This is a genomic window from Thermomonas sp., from assembly GCF_025993755.1.
Taxonomy (GTDB): domain Bacteria; phylum Pseudomonadota; class Gammaproteobacteria; order Xanthomonadales; family Xanthomonadaceae; genus Thermomonas.
Genome location: NZ_JAMQHN010000025.1, coordinates 23,869 through 40,947, shown reverse-complemented (window position 1 = coordinate 40,947; position 17,079 = coordinate 23,869). Strand labels below are relative to the sequence as shown.

The window sequence follows — 17,079 nt, the reverse complement described above, 5'->3', positions numbered from 1 at the left end:
GCCTGACCGCGTGGTACCTCAACCGCGGCTACATCGATTTCAGCCTCGATTCCACCCAGGTCGCCATCAGCGCCGACCGCCGCGACATGTACATCACCGCCGGACTGACCGAAGGCGACGTCTACAGTTTTGCGGAAACCACCGTCTCCGGGGACACCGTGTTCCCCAAGGAAGACATCGAGGCGATGGTCGCCTTCATCCGCCCGGGCGCCACGTTCTCCCGCGGTGTGCTGGAATTCGCGACCAACGCGATCACCATGCGCCTGGCGAACATCGGCTACGCCTTCGCCAAGGTCAACCCGATTCCCCGCATCGACCGCGACAAGCGCACGGTGGCCATCGACTTCCAGGTCCAGCCCGGACCCCGCGTGACGGTGCGCCGCATCGTGTTCAAGGGCAATACCCGCACCGCCGATCCGGTGCTGCGCCGCGAAATGCGCCAATTCGAGGGCAGCTGGTATTCGCAGGCGGCGATCGACCGCGGCAAGGTTCGTCTGGACCGGCTGGGCTACTTCGAAGAGGTGACGGTCGACAAGACCCCCGTCCCGGGGACGGCGGACCAGGTCGATGTCACCTACACGGTCAAGGAAACCAATTCCGGCAGCATCTCGGCGGGCATCGGCTATTCGCAGCTGACCGGCGTCAATTTGTCGCTGCAGATGTCGGAAAACAACTTCCTGGGCACGGGCAACCGCCTTTCCGTCGCGCTGGAACGCAGCGCCTATCAGAGACGCTACGACTTCTCGTTCATGAATCCGTATTTCACCGACAACGGATTGTCGCTCGGATACAACATCTGGTGGCGCGAGTTCGACTATTCGAGATTCAACGTGGCTTCGTACTCGTCCAACAGCGGTGCCTTCCAGGTCATGTTGGGCATCCCGCTGAGCGAGAGCGACAACGTTTCGCTGATGGTCGGCGCCGACTCCAACCAGATCAATGCCTTCGCCGGCTCCACGCCGCAGCCGTTGATGGACTACCTTTACGCAGTCGGTGATCGCACCTTCAAATCGCTGCGCGTGCAAGGCGCCTGGGGCCGGGATACCCGCAACAATTACCTGACGCCCATAGTGGGAAGCACGCACCAGCTGAGCGCGGAACTCACGCTGCCCGGATCGACCATTTCCTATTACAAGCTGCAATACGACTATTCGCGCTACTGGCCGCTCAGTCCGAACCTGATCCTGCGCACCGCCGGATCCCTTGGCTACGGCGACTCCTATGGCAAGGACTACGCGCGCAACGTCTGCTACACGTTGCCCACCCCGCCTCCACCGCCCGACCCCAACAATCCGCCGGATCCGAACAACCCGCCGCCCCCGCCGCCGCCCCCGCCCCCGCCGAGCGATCCCTGCCTGCCGACTTCACCCGACTTCCAGCGGGTGGCCGTCGCAACCGGATTGCCGTTCTTCGAGAATTTCTATGCGGGCGGAATCAACTCCAGCGGTCGCGTGCGCGGGTTCATGGACAACACGCTGGGTCCTGCCTACGTCACGGCGACCGGCTACCGGCAGCCATTGGGTGGCTCGCTCCTGGTCGCAGGATCGCTCGAAGCAATCTTCCCGAAGATCATCGACAGCCCGCAGGCCCGCGTTTCCGCCTTCCTCGACGTCGGCAACGTTTACAACGGGTGGAACAACTTCCGCGCCAACGAACTGCGCGCATCGGTCGGCGTCGCCCTGATGTGGCGCTCGCCGATGGGGCCGATTTCTATCAGCTATGCCTTCCCCATCCGCACTAGGCCCGGCGACCAGCTCGAGCGCCTGCAGTTCACGTTTGCGGGCTCCCAGCGCTGACAGGCATGATCGGATGACAATCCAGACGTTCCCTGCGTCCGGATTGGCCGAACGTTTCGGCCTGGTTCTGCGCGGTGCGAATCGGGACGTCTCCGGCGTGGCGACGCTTTCCGCCGCAACGCAGGAGCATTTGAGCTTCCTGGCCAACCCGCGCTATCGCAGCCAGCTTGAATCCACCCGCGCCGGAGTCGTCGTGCTGCGTGAGAGCGATGCGGATGCGTGCCCTGGAACCGCCCTGTTGGCGGCTGATCCCTACGTCGCCTTCGCCAGGATTGCCGCCCTGTTCGCACAGGGGACAGCGCACGCCCCAGGCATCCACCCCACGGCGGCGGTGGATCCATCGTCGCAGATCGATCCAACCGCCTGCATCGGCGCCCACGCCAGCATCGGGGCGCGCAGCACGGTCGCCGCCGGCGCCGTCGTCGGCCCCGGCTGCGTGATCGGCGAGGACTGCGCGATCGGCGAGGGCTGCGAACTGGTCGCGCGGGTGACCTTGGTCAAGCGCGTGCGGCTCGGCAAGCGCGTGTTGATCCACCCCGGCGCGGTGCTCGGCGCCGATGGCTTCGGCATCGCCATGGACGCCGGCCGTTGGCTCAAGGTGCCGCAGCTGGGCGGCGTGCTGGTCGGCGACGACTGCGAGATCGGCGCCAACACCACCATCGACCGCGGCGCGCTGGAAGACACCGTGCTGGAAGAAGACGTGCGCCTCGACAACCAGATCCAGATCGGCCACAACGTCCACATCGGCGCCCACACCGCGATGGCCGGCTGCTCGGCGGTGGCCGGCAGCGCGCGGATCGGACGCCGCTGCCTGATCGGCGGCGGCGCCGGCGTGCTCGGCCATCTGGAACTGTGCGACGGCGTGGTCGTCACCGCGATGTCGCTGGTGACCCATTCCATCCGCACGCCGGGCGAGTATTCTTCCGGCACCCCGCTGATGCCCAACCGCGACTGGCGCAAGAGCGCCGCGCGCTTCAAGCATCTCGACCGCATCGCCCGGCGCGCGCCGGGCAGCGACAAGGACACCGCATGACCGACACCACCGCCGTCACCCTGCCCGTCGACGTCACCGAGATCCAGCGCCTGCTGCCGCACCGCTACCCGTTTCTCTTGGTCGATCGCGTGGTGGAACTGGAGCCCAACAAGCGCGTGCTGGCCTACAAGAACGTCAGCATCAACGAGCCGTTCTTCCAGGGCCACTTCCCCGGCAAGCCGGTGATGCCGGGCGTGCTGGTGATCGAGGCGCTGGCGCAGGCCGGGGGCCTGCTGACCCAGCTGTCCAGCGATCCCGGCGACCCGCTGACGGAAACGTTCTATCTGGTGAAGGTGGACAACGCCAAATTCAGCAACATGGTGGGGCCCGGCGACCGGCTGGAACTCGACGTCGAGCTTCGGCGCCGAATCCGCAACATGGCGCAATACGTGGGCGTTGCCCGCGTTGACGGCCAGCAGGTGGCCTGCGCCGAGATCCTGTGCGCGGCCTCGCGCGGCTGATCCGTGGGCGACCCGTCCGCCACCAACATTCACCCCACTGCGGTCATCGATCCGCAGGCGCGCCTGGGCGCCGGCGTGCAGGTCGGCGCCTACGCGGTGATCGGCCCCGAGGTCGAGATCGGCGACGGCAGCCGGATCGGGCCGCACTGCACGATCGAGGGTCCGACCCGCATCGGGCGCGACAACGTGTTCCACGGCCACGCGGCAATCGGCGGCGAGCCGCAGGACAAGAAATACCGCGGCGAGCGTGTGACACTGGAGATCGGCGACGGCAATTCGATCCGCGAATTCGTCACCATCAATCGCGGCACCGGCGATGGCGGCGGTGTCACCCGTCTGGGCAATCGCAACTGGATCCTCGCCTACTGCCACATCGCCCACGATTGCATCATCGGTGACGACTGCGTGTTCTCCAACAACGCGACCCTGGCCGGCCATGTGCATATCGGCAACCAGGTCATCCTCAGCGGATTTTCAGGCATCCACCAGTTCTGCCGCATCGGCGATCACGCCTTCATCGGCATGGGCGCGTTCGTCAACGGCGACGTGCCGCCGTTTTTGATGGTGGCGCAGGAAAAGTATTCCCGGCCCCGCGGCATCAACCTCGAGGGGCTCAAGCGGCGCGGCTTCGACGCGGCGCGCATTGCCGCCATCAAGCGCGCCTACCGGGCGCTGTACATGGGCGAGGCGAAGCTGGACGAGGCCAAGGCCGAGCTGGCGGAAATCGCGGAAGAGAGCGCGGATGTGCGCGGTTTCCTCGACTTCATCAACGCCGGCGAGCGGCCGTTGCTGCGGTGATCGGTCGAGTCGCGCCGTGGCGTGGCAGGGGCGTGTCCCAAGTCGCTCCCCGATACTCGCTTTGTTGGGACACGCCCCTGCCCCACCACGAGGCAGGTTCCAGACAAGGAACGGCATGACACTTCGCATCGCCCTATGCGCCGGTGAAACCTCGGGCGACCAGCTGGGCGCCGGGCTGGTCGCGGCGCTGCGGGCGCGTTTTCCCGACGCGCAGTTCGCGGGCATCGGCGGTGCCGGCATGCGTGCGGAAGGCATGGAAATCTGGTGGGAGGCCGACGCCTTGGCGGTGATGGGGCTGGCGGAAGTACTCCGGCACCTGCCGCGCCTGCTGCGGCTGCGGCGGCAGTTCCGCCAGCGCGTTCTGGACTGGCGGCCCGATGTGTTCATCGGCATCGACGCGCCGGACTTCAATCTGGGCGTGGAGCGCTGGCTGAAGCGGCGCGGCGTGCGCACCGTGCACGACGTCAGTCCGTCGATCTGGGCCTGGCGGCAGGGACGCGCGGCGAAGATTGGCGCCAGCGCGGATCGCGTGCTGTGCCTGTTCCCGATGGAGCCGCCGATCTACGCGGATCACGGCGTCGATGCCGCCTTCATCGGCCACCCGCTGGCCGACTCGATTGCGCTTGCACCGAATCGCAGCGCCGCGCGCGCGGCGTTGGGCGAAGCTGCGGACGCGCCGCTGCTGGCGCTGCTGCCGGGCAGCCGGTTGGGCGAAATCGAACGCATGCTGCCGGTCTTCGCGCAGGCCGCGCAGCGCCTTGCCGTCGATCTGCCGGGCCTGCGCGTGCTGGTGCCGGCGGCAAACGCACAGTGCCGCGCCGCCATCGAGCGCGTGCTGGCCGGCAACCCGCTGTTCCGGGTGCTCGACGGGCAGGCGCAGGCCATCATGATCGCCAGCGACGTCGTGCTGCTGGCCTCCGGTACCGCTGCGCTGGAAGCGATGCTGTGCAAGCGCCCGATGGTGATCGGGCACCGGATATCCGCGCTGACCTACCGCCTCGTCCAATGGCTGGGGCTGCTGAAATCGCGGTTCGTCAGCCTGCCCAACGTGCTGGCCGGCGAGGCGCTGATCCCGGAACTGCTGCAGGACGCCTGCACCCCGGACGGCCTGCACGCCGCGCTGCTGCGCTGGTTCCGCGACGGGGCCGCGGTCGCTGCGCTGCAGCCGCGCTTCCTTGCCCTCCACGAATCGCTGCGCCGCGACGCCTCCCGGAGCGCCGCCGACGCGGTGGCGGAACTGATCGCCCGTTCATCATGAACCTGTCGCGCATCGCCGGGATCGACGAGGCCGGCCGCGGCCCGCTGGCCGGGCCGGTGGTGGTCGCCGCGGTGGTGTTCCCGCCGGGACGCACGCCGGTCAACGGGCTGGACGATTCCAAGGCCCTGACCGGGAAGAAGCGCGAGGCACTGTACCCGCGCATCCTCGAATGCGCGCTGGCGTGGAACATCGTTTTTGTCGAAGCCGACGAGATCGACCGCATCAACATCTTCCAGGCCACGATGGCCGGCATGTCACGCGTCCTGCACGGCCTGTCGCCCGCACCCGATTTCGCCCGCATCGACGGCAACAAACTCCCGCGCGACCTGCCCTGCCCCGGCGAAGCCCTGGTCGGTGGCGACGCCCTCGACCCCGCCATTTCCGCCGCGTCGATCCTCGCCAAAGTCGCCCGCGACGCCCGCATGCTTGAGCTGCACGCACGCTACCCGCACTACGGCTTCGACCGCCACAAGGGCTACCCCAGTCCGCAGCACCTGGCCGCGCTGCGCGCGCACGGTCCCTGCCCCGAGCACCGCCGCAGCTTCGCGCCGGTACGCGCCGTGCTGGAGACTTCCCTCCTGCCATGACTCGCAAGAACGGCACATGGCCAAAGCCGCGGCTCACCTGCAGCTGATCGCGCCCATGGGGCGCTCCCACAGGCCTGTCAAGTCCTTGTCCCCGCCCGGATGCCGCCCTAACCTGCGGGTTCAGCCCGCGGAAGCACGATGCCCGCACGTTTCGTCCACCTGCACCTGCATACCGAGTTCTCGCTCGTGGATTCGACCATCCGCGTGCCCGAGAAGCCGGACTACGCGCGCCCGGAAAAGGCCGGCGACCGGCCCAACCTCCTCAGCCGGGCGGTGGAGCTGGGGCTGCCGGCGCTGGCCGTCACCGACCGCAACAACCTGTTCGCGCTGGTCAAGTTCTACAAGGCGGCGGAAACCGTGGGCATCAAGCCGATCGCCGGTGCCGACGTGCTGGTTGCCGATGGGAGCGATGTTCCCTCGCTGCTGACCCTGCTGTGTCGCGATCGCGATGGCTACCTGAGCCTGTCGCGTCTGCTCAGCCGCGCGTGGCTGGAAGGCTGGCGCGGCGACTGCGTGGCCATCGACCCCGAATGGCTGCGCGACGACCACCGCGGGCTGTTCGCCATTGCCGGTCGACACAGCCTCGCCGGCAGGCTGTCCGCGGCACATCGTCACGAACAGGCCGAGGCCGAACTGGCCGAATGGCGCGAGGTGTTCGGCGACGACCTGCATCTGGAACTGACCCGCACCGGCCGCGAGGGTGAGGAGGCGTTCAACCGTTTCGCCCTGCACGCCTCGGGAAAACTTGGCCTGCCGGTGATTGCCAGCAACGACGTGTGCATGCTGGATGCCACCGGCTTCGAGGCGCACGAGGCGCGCGTCTGCATTGCCAGCGGCCGGACATTGAACGACCCGCGTCGGCCGCGCGAGTACAGCGCCGAGCAATATCTGCGAACCGGCGACGAAATGGCGGCCCTGTTCGCCGACGTGCCCGACGCGCTCGACAACACCGTCGCGCTCGCCCAACGCTGCAATCTCCGGCTCGAATTCGGGAAATACCACCTGCCCGCCTATCCGGTGCCATCGGACGAGACGCTGGAGAGCTGGATCCGCAGCCAGGCCCGCGAGGGGCTGGCCATGCGGCTGGAGAAGAATCCGCTCGCGCCGGGGAAGACCCGCGAAGACTACGACGCGCGGCTCGAATTCGAGCTCGACACCATCATCAAGATGGGCTTCCCCGGCTACTTCCTGATCGTGGCCGACTTCATCCAGTGGGGGAAAAATCAGGGCATCCCGATCGGCCCCGGCCGCGGCTCCGGCGCCGGCTCGCTGGTGGCGTGGGCGCTGCAGATCACCGACCTCGATCCGCTGCCCTACAACCTGCTCTTCGAGCGCTTCCTCAATCCCGAGCGCGTGTCGATGCCGGACTTCGACATCGACTTCTGCATGGACCGCCGCGACGAGGTCATCGAATACGTCGCCCGCAAGTACGGCCGTGACCGCGTTTCGCAGATCATCACCTACGGCACGATGGCGGCAAAGGCGGTGCTGCGCGACGTCGGCCGCGTGCAGGGCCTGAGCTTCGGTTTCATCAACGATCTGGTGAAGCCGATTCCGCAGCGACCGGCCGACCCGCTGACGCTGGAGGACATCATCGGCCGCAGCAAGCGCGCGCGGGAGGACGAGAAACACTGCGTTGCCGAGATCAAGGAACGCTACGAAACCGACGACGACGTTCGCGACCTGATCGACCTCGCGCTGCAGCTGGAAGGCCTCACGCGCAGCCCCGGCAAGCACGCCGGCGGCGTGGTGATCGCGCCATCGCCGCTGTCCGACTTCTGCCCGCTGTACGCCGAACACGATCACGACAACCTCGGCAAGAACCCCGTCACGCAGTTCGACAAGGACGACGTCGAGACCGTGGGTCTGGTGAAATTCGACTTCCTCGGCCTGCGCACGCTCACGATCATCGATTGGGCGGTGAAGGCGATCAACGCGCGCCGCGCGAAGGAAGGCCGCGAGGCGCTCGACATCGCCGCCATCCCGCTGGACGACGCCGCGGTCTATCGCGACATCTTCGCAAGCGCCAACACTGGTTCGGTGTTTCAATTTGAATCGGGCGGCATGCGGCGGGCGCTGAAGGACGCCAAACCCGACCGCTTCGAGGACCTGATTGCGCTGAACGCGCTTTACCGTCCCGGACCGATGGACACGATCCCCTCGTTCGTGGCGCGCAAGCACGGCAAGGAACGCTTCGAGTATCCGGACCCCCGCACCGAAGCCATGCTCCGCGAGACCTACGGCATCATGGTCTATCAGGAGCAGGTCATGCAGATGGCGCAGATCGTCGGCGGCTACTCGCTGGGCGGCGCCGACCTGCTGCGCCGGGCGATGGGCAAGAAGGTGCCGGCCGAGATGGCCAGGCATCGCGAGATCTTCCGCGAAGGCGCGGCCAAGGGCGGCGTGAGCGCGGCCAAGGCCGACGAAATCTTCGACCTGATGGAGAAATTCGCCGGCTATGGCTTCAACAAATCGCACGCCGCCGCCTACTCGCTGGTGGCCTACCAGACCGCGTGGCTGAAGAAGTATTACCCCGCCGAATTCATGGCGGCGACGCTGTCCTCGGACATGGACAAGACCGACAAGGTGGTGGGTTTCCTCGATGAGGCGCAAAGCCTCGGGCTGGCGATCCTTCCGCCCGACGTGAACGCTTCGGATTATCTGTTCGCGGCCACCGCGCCCGACACCATCCGCTACGGCCTGGGCGCCGTGAAGGGTGTCGGCCACGGCGTCTGCGAGGCGATCTCCGGCGCGCGCGACGCGGGTGGGCCGTTCAAGGACCTGCTGGATTTCTGCCAGCGCGTGTCCGCCAGTGGTTTGAACAAGCGCACGCTCGAAGCCTTGATCGTCTCCGGCGCCATGGACCGGCTGGCGGGCAACCGCGCCTCGCTGATGCTGCAGTTGCCCGAAGCGATGAAAGCCACCGAGCAGATGGCGAAGAACCGGGAAGCCGGCATGTTCGACATGTTCGGTGGCGGGGGAAACAATGCGGAAATCCGGATCGAACTCCCCGAGACCGGCCCCTGGCCGCTGCTGCAGAAACTGCAGGGCGAGCGCAGCACCCTGGGCCTGTATCTCAGCGGCCACCCGATGGATTCCTGGCGCGAGGACGTGCAGGCGCTGATCGGGCACGATCTGTCCGCCGCGCCCGAGCTGATCGAGCGCGGCGCCTCCGGAAGCCCGGCCCAGGACGGCCGCAACTGGCGCGCGGCGGCACAGGCGGTCTTTGCCGGCTTCGTCGTCGGCGTGCGTCCGGGCGGGAACAATCAGACCTTCCTCCAGCTGGAGGACGGGCGCGGCAGGATCGAATGCGGCTTCTTCGACGAACAGAAGGCGGAATTCGCGCCGATGCTCACCCGCGACCGCATCCTCGTGGTCGAGGGAAGCCTGCGCGAGGATGCCGGCGGGGAAAGGATCACTCTGCGGGCGGCCCGCTGCTGGGATTTCGCCCAGTTGTGCAGCCAGCACGTCCAGGGCGTGGCGATCCGCATCGACCTGCGCGTCGCGTCCGCCGCGGTGCGTCTGGAGCAGATCCTGTCCGGACACGCCGGAAAGACGCCGGTGCTGATCGAGGCCACCACCGCGGCCGGCATCGGCCGGCTGCGGCTGGACGACGGCCGTGGCCTGCGCATGGACGAGCATCTTCCCGGCCTGCTGCGCGGCCTGCCCGGCGTCGGCAAAGTCAGCCTGCGCTTCCACCGGCCCTGGGCACCCTCCCACTGAGCCGGCCCGGAACCGGCCCCGCGACTGTTAAAATCGTCGGATGAATCCGAATTACCTCGACTTCGAGAAGCCCATCGCCGACCTGGAGGACAAGATCCAGGCACTAAGGCACGCCGGCAATGGCACCGAAGTGAACATCGACGCCGAGGTCCACGCGCTGCAGGAGAAGCTGCGCAAGCGCACTGCCGCAATCTTCCGCGACCTCACCCCCTGGCAGGTCTCGCAGCTGTCCCGCCATCCGGCGCGACCCTACACCCTGGACTACCTGCGGGTCATCTGCGAGGAGTTCCAGGAGCTGGCCGGCGACCGCGCCTTCGCCGACGACAACGCCATCGTCGGCGGGCTGGCCCGCATCGACGGCCGTGCGGTCGTGGTGATCGGTCACGAAAAGGGGCGCGACACCAAGAGCAAGCTCAAGCGCAATTTTGGCATGCCCAAGCCCGAGGGCTACCGCAAGGCGCTGCGGCTGATGAAGCTGGCCGAGCGCTTCGGCCTGCCGATCCTGACCTTCATCGACACCATGGGCGCCTGGCCGGGCATCGACGCGGAAGAACGCGGCCAGTCCGAGGCCATCGCCCGCAACCTGCTGGAAATGGCCGAACTTCGGGTGCCGATCGTGTGCACCGTGATCGGCGAAGGCGGCAGCGGCGGCGCGCTGGCGATCGGCGTGGGCGACCGGACCCTGATGCTCGAATACAGCACCTACTCGGTGATCACGCCCGAGGGCTGCGCCTCGATCCTGTGGCGCGACGCCGGCAAGGCCAAGGAAGCCGCCGAACAGCTGGGCATGACCGCCAGGCGTCTGCTGGAACTGGGCCTGATCGACAAGGTGGTGCGCGAACCCACCGGCGGCGCCCACCGCAATCCCAGGCAGATGGCCAGGCGGCTGAAAGCGGTCCTGCTGAACGAACTCGATGCGCTGGCGGACGTGCCGGTCGATACGCTGCTGGAGCGCCGCTATCGTCGTTTGCGCGGCTACGGCGCCTACGACACGGCCTGATTCACGACCCATCCCCGCACAGGGACGATGCCGTCACGCAGGGCGAGACGGAAGACGCGGCGTCATCCTTGGTTATGCTTGCCCTGCCGCAACGGGTCGGCTACGGGGAAACGACATGATCATCAAGCGCATCGACGTGATTTCCGCAGGCAAGATCGGCGGCTGCATCGCCGCGGGTTTTGGTCTGATCCTCGGCGTGATCTTTTTTCTTGTTTACAGCGTCATCGGGGTCGCCGCTTCCAGCCTGGCCACCGACCAGGGCGGTGGCATGGGCGCACTGATGGGCGGGCTCGGGGTACTCAGCATCGTCGCGTTCCCGGTCATGTACGGGATCTTCGGGTTCCTCGGCGGCCTGATCCAGGCCTTGATCTACAACCTGGCCGCCAGGTTCGTCGGTGGCCTGCGCGTCGAGACGGAATGAGCGCTTCCGCCGGCATCCGGCTCCCGGCAGCCCCGGTTTCGCACGCCGGGCTGCTGGTCGGGTTCAGCGGCGGGCTGGATTCCACCGTCCTGCTGCACTTGCTGGCGGAAGATGAGAGCGTCCGTCGCATCGGGCTGCGCGCGATCCACGTCCACCACGGAATGCAGCCGGATGCGGATGCCTGGGCCGAGCATTGCCGCGCCGCGTGTGCAGCGCTTGACATCGCGCTTGAAGTCGTCCGCGTCCACGTCGATCCTGCAAGCAGGCTGGGGCCGGAGGGCGCGGCGCGCCAGGCGCGGCACGCGGCGTTTGCCGCCGCGCTGGGCGAAGGGGAACTCCTCGCGCTCGCCCATCACCAGGACGATCAGGCGGAAACCTTCCTGTTGCGGGCGCTGCGCGGCTCCGGGGCCGAGGGGCTGGCCGGAATGCGCCCGTGTCGCCCATTCCACCGCGGCCACCTGTGGCGTCCATTGCTCGACACGCCGCGTGCCGCATTGCTGGACCATGCCACCGCGCGCGGCCTGCGCTGGATCGAAGACCCGAGCAACGCCGACGACCGCTTCGACAGGAATTTCCTCCGCAACCGGGTGCTGCCCCTGCTGCGCGAGCGCTGGCCGCACGCCGACGCGGCGCTGGCACAAAGCGCACGCCACTGCGAACAGGCCAGCGACCTGCTGCTCGCGCACGATGATCGCCTGTTGGCGCAGGTGCGGGAGGGCCCGGCATCGACCCTGTCATGCACGCGACTGCGCGCGCTCGAGCCCGCGCAGCAGGCCCGGGTGCTGCGGCTGTGGGCACGCGAACTCGGGTTGCCGCCCTTGCCCGAATCAGGCCTGCATCGCGTGCTGGCCGATGTCGTCGGTGGCGCGCCGGATCGACAGCCGCATTACGCGTGGCACGGTGCGCGCCTGATCCGCTGGCGCGATCGGCTGTACGCGCAATCTTCGCCTTCGGCCTTGCCCGCAGACTGGTCGTTCGATTGGGATGGCGCGGCGGCGCTGCCGCTTCCGGACGGCGGACGGCTTGTTCTGGAGGGAATGGACCGATTCGACGCGCCGGTCCGGGTGCGTCCCCGCCGCGGCGGCGAACGCATTCGGCTGCCCGGGCGCGCGCATTCGACCAGTCTCAAGCATCTGCTGCAGGGCGCCGACATTCCGCCCTGGGAACGTGGCCGGCTGCCGCTGCTGTTCACTTCCGACGGCACCCTGCTGGCGGCCGGCGACAGCCTGATTTCCGACCGGCTCCAGCGCAGGTTCGCGGAGATTTCCGCACGGCTGGTCTGGCAGCGGGGGTGATTCCCGCACCTGCGTATTAGAATCGCCGGCATGGCCAAGAAAACCGATCCCGAACCCTCTGCCGTCGCCGACTTCGAAACCTCGATGGCGGCGCTGGAAGAACTGGTCGCAAAGATGGAAGCCGGCGGGATGTCGCTGGAAGACTCGCTGGCCGCCTACGAGCGCGGCGTGGGGCTGTACCGGCGCTGCCAGTCGGCGCTGGAACAGGCGGAACTGCGCGTGCGTGCACTGGACGATCCGGAAGCGCCCGAAAACGGCCGCGAGTTCGATCCGGACCGCGATGGCTGAACCTGCCTTCCAGCGCTGGCGCGACCGCGTGGAAGCGACGCTCGAACGCCTCCTGCCCGATCCGGCGCAATCGCCAGCCCGCCTGCACGCCGCCATGCGCCACGCCAGCCTCGGCGTCGGCAAGCGCATGCGTCCGCTGCTGGTCTACGCCACCGGCACCGCGCTTGGCGCCGAAGAATCCGACCTCGATGCTCCCGCCGCCGCGGTGGAGTTGGTCCACTGCTATTCGCTGGTCCACGACGACCTGCCCGCCATGGACGACGACGCCCTGCGCCGCGGTCGCCCGACCGTCCACGTCGCCTTCGACGAAGCCACCGCCATCCTCGCCGGCGATGCCCTGCAATCCCTGGCCTTCGAAACCCTCGCGGCCGCACCGCAGCCGCCCGAACCGCGCATTGCCATGCTGACCGAACTGGCGCGGGCCGCTGGCGTCGCCGGCATGTGCGGCGGCCAGGCGCTGGACATCGACGCTACCGGAGCCGGCACCGACCACGACGCGCTCGCCGGGCTTGAGCGCATGCACGCGCTGAAGACCGGCGCCCTGCTGCGCGCCGCCGTGCGCCTTGGCGCGCTCGCCGCCGGCGCACAGGCGGCAACCCGCGCCGCGCTCGACCGCTACGCCGACGCGCTGGGCCTGGCCTTCCAGATCCGCGACGACCTGCTCGACGTCGAGGCGACTTCGGCGACGCTCGGCAAGACCGCGGGCAAGGACGCCGCACAACACAAGGTGACGTTCCCGGCCCTGCTCGGCGTGTCGGCCAGCCGTGACCGGCTTGCGACGCTTTCTGCGCAGATGCAGGACGCGCTGGCCGATCTCGATTTCCGAACCGGCGCCCTGTCCACCTTGGCAAGCACGGTCGTCGAACGCGACCACTGACGGATCCCTCCATGGCCCGCAAAAAGCTCATCCGCCGCCTGCTGGACCACTTCGATGCCAGCATGGCCTCGCTGGCGGTCTGGTTCATGGACAGCTGGTCGCTGGTCGAACGCGGCTACCGGCGACCGCTGACCAAGATCGCCCTGCGCCTGAAGTTTGCCTTCTATCCGCTGCTTGCCGTTGCCGCGCTGGGCTGGCTGGGCTGGGACTACAGCCACGGTGGCAGCCTGAGCACCGCGGAAGACAGCGTGTTCGACACCATCATCCGCTGGCGCCCGGCCGAGCCCAGGCCGTCCGGCAAGACCGTGGTGGTCGAAATCGACGATTGCTCGCTGCAATGGACGCGCGCGCAAGGCGTCGGCGGCTGGCCATGGCCGCGCTCGGTCCACGCGGACCTGCTCGATGCGCTGGATCGCGCCGGGGTGAAGGCGGTCGGCTACGACGTGCAGTTCATCGACCGCAACCCCAACGATCCCGACGGCGACGGCATGCTCGACACGCTCGCCGCCGGGGGACAGGGCCGCTTCCTGTTCGCCTCCGCACGCCAGGACGAGAGCTACGACGCCGCCTCGCCGCTGCACGCCGCCCGGATTCCGGGCGCCTTCCCGTTGGGTCCGGAGGCTGAATCCCCCGGCCCCAGGGTCGCCGTCCTGCTGCCCTATGGCGACGCCATGGCGCGCAATTCCGCCCTCACCAACGTCAGTCGCGGCGAGGACGGCATCCTGCGCGACGTGCCCCTGCGCGCCGATATCGGCGACTGGGGGCTGCCCACGCTGCCGCTGCGGATCGCCTCGACGCTGCAAAACCGCGCTCCCGCCACCTACCCACCCGCCGTCCGCGTGAACTGGCGCGAGCACAGCCGGATGCCCTACGTCAGCGCAGCCGACCTGCTTTCCGGCGAGCGCGTTTGCGGCAAGAAGGACGCCGCGCCGCCCGACCTGCGCGGCGCCGTGGCGCTGGTGGGCTACACCGCCTCCGGGATCAGCGACAGCAAGCCGACGCCGCTGAATTCGGCCATGCCCGGGGTCGAGGTCTGGGCCGAGGTCACCGACGCCCTGCTCCACAACGGCGCGATCTGGATGCCGCCGGTCGCCTTCAAATACCTGCTGGCCGCGCTGCTGGTTGCGCTGACCGCCTACGCGTTCTGGCGCGGCGAGCCGCACGAGGACATGGACGCGATCTTCGTGGCGGTGAACCTGGTGATCCTGCTGATCGCCTTCATCGGCCTGACCTACTTCGGCATCTTCCTCGACATCTTCGTCACCATTGGTTTTGTCAGCATGTGCTTCGGCCTGTGCCGGACCTATGCCGGACTGCAGCGTGGACGCGCCATCGGCAACAACGACTTCCGCGAGGAATACAACCCGCACGCCAATCCGTGGATGACCATGGCGCGACTGCGCTTCGTCGCCGACCCGGGCCTGGACGCCTTTGCGGCAGTGCGCGGTCGCCGCGAATACCGAAGGTTGTTGCGGCGCCAGCTCTATGCCGGGAGCGAGGCGGTGATGATCGAAGGCATCGTCGAGCGCAAGAGCTGGCTGCACGAAATCCTCGACGACCTGATGGTGCTGGTCTGGACCGGCGCCGACCATGCCGACGTCATGGCCAAGACCAAGGGCGAACTGGATCTTCTCTACCGGCACCTGAACGAAGGCGAGCTTCGTCTGGAAAACTATGGCCGGGTTCTGGTCTGTGTTTCCGTTGCTGAAATCGACGACAACGACGACAGCACCAGTCGCGGAGAGCGGCTGCGCCTGCGCGAACTGCTCGGAATGGATCTGAACAACAACGACGAATCCCCCCTGGCCGCCAGCAACGATTTCATCATTGCCACGGCGCATACTCTGGACTTCGACCAAGAACCTCCCAGCGACAAGGAAGACCCATGAATCGCATCGCCCCCCGTACGGTCCTGACAACCCTTGCGCTCGCCATCTCCGGCCTGCTGATGGCCGCCACCGGCGGCACGCCGGCCACCGTGGCCAAGCCCAAGGTCGACGTCCACGCCGCCGCCTCGTTCGGTTCACCGACCGTCACCACGCTCCGGAACAACGCCACCGTCAGCGTCGTCGGTCAGGAAGGCCTGTGGTTCAAGCTGGCCCTGGACGGCGGTCAGACCGGCTATGTCAGGGTCAACGAAGTACGGGTCGCCTACGGCAAGAGCGACAACGGCGGGGTCGGCGCTGCGCTGTTCACCGGAAACGCCGGCCGGGGCCGCACGACCGAAACCGCGAGCGTGCGCGGCCTCGACGAAAGCCAGCTGAAGTCCGCCGGCTTCAATGCGGCGCAGTTGGAACGGATGGAGTCGTATCGCGCCAGTACCCAGGACGCCCAGCGCGAGGCCGCGCGCCTGGGCTGGGTCGCCACCAGCGTGCCTTATGCCGCCGAGTTCAAGCCCGACGCCTCCCGCGGCGGCAGCGAGGCCAACCGCGGCAGCACCCGAACGGGTCTGCGCGCGCTGGGCGGTTTGCTAGGCGGCCTCGGTGGTGGCGCCGCCGGTTCCGCCGCCAGCGCCGCGGCCGATCACAGCGACGCCATCGTCGGCAAGTCGGACGCCGAGGTTCTGCAGGAGGAACTCGAGCTTGGGCCGATGCTTGCCGGCCGCATCCTCGGCGCCGCGCCGCTGGTCAACGACCCGGCCATGCAGCGCCGCGTCAACCTGGTCGGCCGCTGGCTGGCCTCGCAGACCAGCCGCCCGGATCTGCCGTGGACGTTCGGCGTGATCGACGACGGCGAAATCAACGCCTTCGCCGCGCCCGGCGGCTACATCCTGATCACCAAGGGCCTTTACCAACTGCTGTCCAGCGACGCCGAACTCGCCGCCGTGCTCGGCCACGAGCTCAGCCACGTCGTCCAGCGCGACCACTACGAGGTGATCCGCAAGCAGGAACTGCAGGCCGCGGGCCGCGACGTGGCGCTCAGCCAGGTGCATACCGGCGGCGGCTTGGCCGGCAGCATGGTGCGCGACTTCATCGAGCGCAACGGCGCCGCGATCATGATGACCCAGCTTGACCGCAACGCCGAATTCCGCGCCGACCAGGCCGCCGGCATCTACCTGGCGCGCGGCGGGCTCAACCCGCTCGAGTTCTACATGGTGCTGCAGAAGATGGCATCGTTGGGGTCCTCGTCGTCGCGGCTGGCCAGTCTGTACAAGACCCATCCGTCGCTGGACAAGCGCCTGGATGCGCTGGATCGCCGCGGGTACGCCGATCTGCAGGCCTACCTTGACCGCACCGACGGGACGTCCATGCCGCAGGACAGCGGCAAGCCGGAAGCACAGTGCGCGCCCAGCCGGTCGCGCGGACGCGGGGCCCGCGCCAACAGGGATTGCACGCCACAAGCGGGGGGCTGAGCGCAACGCCGGCAGCGCCGCAGGTTGCCCCCCCGCGGCTTGCGGGCCTCCGGGAACGCCGAAAATGCAGCCCGCCGGCTTTGCACCGAAGCTGCATGGCCCCGTTCAAAAGAAGCAGGCCCGGGTTGTCCCGGGCCGGCCTTGATTATTCCCGCAATCCGCGCATGGCCATCGCCATGCGCGGTGAACC

14 protein-coding genes are annotated in these 17,079 nt (G+C 68.0%); all 14 read left to right on the top strand.

Annotated features, from left to right (window positions below; genetic code table 11):
- On the top strand, nucleotides 1–1,796 hold a 1,796-nt coding region (bamA, locus tag Q0X16_RS01890; RefSeq protein WP_297830050.1), incomplete at its 5' end, for an outer membrane protein assembly factor BamA.
- Nucleotides 1,797–1,809: 13 nt separating this feature from the next.
- Nucleotides 1,810–2,829: a UDP-3-O-(3-hydroxymyristoyl)glucosamine N-acyltransferase gene (gene lpxD, locus Q0X16_RS01885; protein ID WP_297830048.1), complete on the top strand. Its 1,020-nt coding sequence runs from the start codon at nucleotides 1,810–1,812 to the stop codon at nucleotides 2,827–2,829.
- Entirely contained in the window at nucleotides 2,826–3,290 is a 465-nt protein-coding gene (gene fabZ / locus Q0X16_RS01880) for a 3-hydroxyacyl-ACP dehydratase FabZ (RefSeq protein WP_297830046.1), read from the top strand. Before lpxD ends, fabZ begins: the two co-directional genes overlap by 4 nt.
- 3 nt (nucleotides 3,291–3,293) lie before the next feature.
- Nucleotides 3,294–4,088, top strand: a complete 795-nt coding sequence (gene lpxA / locus Q0X16_RS01875) for an acyl-ACP--UDP-N-acetylglucosamine O-acyltransferase (RefSeq protein WP_297830044.1) — start codon at nucleotides 3,294–3,296, stop codon at nucleotides 4,086–4,088.
- 115 nt (nucleotides 4,089–4,203) lie between these two features.
- Nucleotides 4,204–5,346, top strand: coding sequence for a lipid-A-disaccharide synthase (lpxB, locus tag Q0X16_RS01870; RefSeq protein WP_297830043.1), 1,143 nt, complete (start codon nucleotides 4,204–4,206; stop codon nucleotides 5,344–5,346).
- Entirely contained in the window at nucleotides 5,343–5,933 is a 591-nt protein-coding gene (locus tag Q0X16_RS01865; RefSeq protein ID WP_297830041.1) for a ribonuclease HII, read from the top strand. Before lpxB ends, Q0X16_RS01865 begins: the two co-directional genes overlap by 4 nt.
- 138 nt (nucleotides 5,934–6,071) lie before the next feature.
- Nucleotides 6,072–9,656, top strand: a complete 3,585-nt coding sequence (dnaE, locus tag Q0X16_RS01860) for a DNA polymerase III subunit alpha (protein ID WP_297830039.1) — start codon at nucleotides 6,072–6,074, stop codon at nucleotides 9,654–9,656.
- 40 nt (nucleotides 9,657–9,696) lie between these two features.
- Nucleotides 9,697–10,656: an acetyl-CoA carboxylase carboxyltransferase subunit alpha gene (locus Q0X16_RS01855; RefSeq protein WP_297830037.1), complete on the top strand. Its 960-nt coding sequence runs from the start codon at nucleotides 9,697–9,699 to the stop codon at nucleotides 10,654–10,656.
- Between the two features lie 115 nt (nucleotides 10,657–10,771).
- Nucleotides 10,772–11,077 carry a DUF3566 domain-containing protein gene (locus tag Q0X16_RS01850; protein ID WP_297830036.1) on the top strand — a complete coding sequence of 102 codons (306 nt, stop codon included), beginning with the start codon at nucleotides 10,772–10,774 and terminating at the stop codon, nucleotides 11,075–11,077.
- Nucleotides 11,074–12,372 (top strand): tRNA lysidine(34) synthetase TilS, encoded by a 1,299-nt coding sequence (gene tilS, locus Q0X16_RS01845; protein WP_297830034.1) that lies wholly within the window; start codon nucleotides 11,074–11,076, stop codon nucleotides 12,370–12,372. The genes Q0X16_RS01850 and tilS overlap by 4 nt, the downstream gene beginning before the upstream one ends.
- Nucleotides 12,373–12,402: 30 nt before the next feature.
- Nucleotides 12,403–12,660 carry an exodeoxyribonuclease VII small subunit gene (locus Q0X16_RS01840; RefSeq protein WP_297830032.1) on the top strand — a complete coding sequence of 86 codons (258 nt, stop codon included), beginning with the start codon at nucleotides 12,403–12,405 and terminating at the stop codon, nucleotides 12,658–12,660.
- Nucleotides 12,653–13,537, top strand: coding sequence for a farnesyl diphosphate synthase (locus tag Q0X16_RS01835; RefSeq protein ID WP_297830029.1), 885 nt, complete (start codon nucleotides 12,653–12,655; stop codon nucleotides 13,535–13,537). The genes Q0X16_RS01840 and Q0X16_RS01835 overlap by 8 nt, the downstream gene beginning before the upstream one ends.
- 11 nt (nucleotides 13,538–13,548) lie before the next feature.
- Nucleotides 13,549–15,426 carry a CHASE2 domain-containing protein gene (locus tag Q0X16_RS01830; RefSeq protein WP_297830027.1) on the top strand — a complete coding sequence of 626 codons (1,878 nt, stop codon included), beginning with the start codon at nucleotides 13,549–13,551 and terminating at the stop codon, nucleotides 15,424–15,426.
- Nucleotides 15,423–16,889, top strand: coding sequence for a M48 family metalloprotease (locus Q0X16_RS01825; RefSeq protein ID WP_297830026.1), 1,467 nt, complete (start codon nucleotides 15,423–15,425; stop codon nucleotides 16,887–16,889). The genes Q0X16_RS01830 and Q0X16_RS01825 overlap by 4 nt, the downstream gene beginning before the upstream one ends.
- Nucleotides 16,890–17,079 lie beyond the last annotated feature (190 nt).

What these genes read in the sequence shown, in the direction of transcription:
- Q0X16_RS01835 (WP_297830029.1), top strand. Translation starts at nt 12,653, where the DNA reads ATGGCTGAACCTGCCTTCCAGCGCTGGCGCGACCGCGTGGAAGCGACG.
- Q0X16_RS01855 (WP_297830037.1), top strand. Translation starts at nt 9,697, where the DNA reads ATGAATCCGAATTACCTCGACTTCGAGAAGCCCATCGCCGACCTGGAG.
- fabZ (WP_297830046.1), top strand. Translation starts at nt 2,826, where the DNA reads ATGACCGACACCACCGCCGTCACCCTGCCCGTCGACGTCACCGAGATC.
- lpxD (WP_297830048.1), top strand. Translation starts at nt 1,810, where the DNA reads ATGACAATCCAGACGTTCCCTGCGTCCGGATTGGCCGAACGTTTCGGC.
- Q0X16_RS01825 (WP_297830026.1), top strand. Translation starts at nt 15,423, where the DNA reads ATGAATCGCATCGCCCCCCGTACGGTCCTGACAACCCTTGCGCTCGCC.
- lpxB (WP_297830043.1), top strand. Translation starts at nt 4,204, where the DNA reads ATGACACTTCGCATCGCCCTATGCGCCGGTGAAACCTCGGGCGACCAG.
- Q0X16_RS01840 (WP_297830032.1), top strand. Translation starts at nt 12,403, where the DNA reads ATGGCCAAGAAAACCGATCCCGAACCCTCTGCCGTCGCCGACTTCGAA.
- Q0X16_RS01865 (WP_297830041.1), top strand. Translation starts at nt 5,343, where the DNA reads ATGAACCTGTCGCGCATCGCCGGGATCGACGAGGCCGGCCGCGGCCCG.
- Q0X16_RS01850 (WP_297830036.1), top strand. Translation starts at nt 10,772, where the DNA reads ATGATCATCAAGCGCATCGACGTGATTTCCGCAGGCAAGATCGGCGGC.
- tilS (WP_297830034.1), top strand. Translation starts at nt 11,074, where the DNA reads ATGAGCGCTTCCGCCGGCATCCGGCTCCCGGCAGCCCCGGTTTCGCAC.
- dnaE (WP_297830039.1), top strand. Translation starts at nt 6,072, where the DNA reads ATGCCCGCACGTTTCGTCCACCTGCACCTGCATACCGAGTTCTCGCTC.
- Q0X16_RS01830 (WP_297830027.1), top strand. Translation starts at nt 13,549, where the DNA reads ATGGCCCGCAAAAAGCTCATCCGCCGCCTGCTGGACCACTTCGATGCC.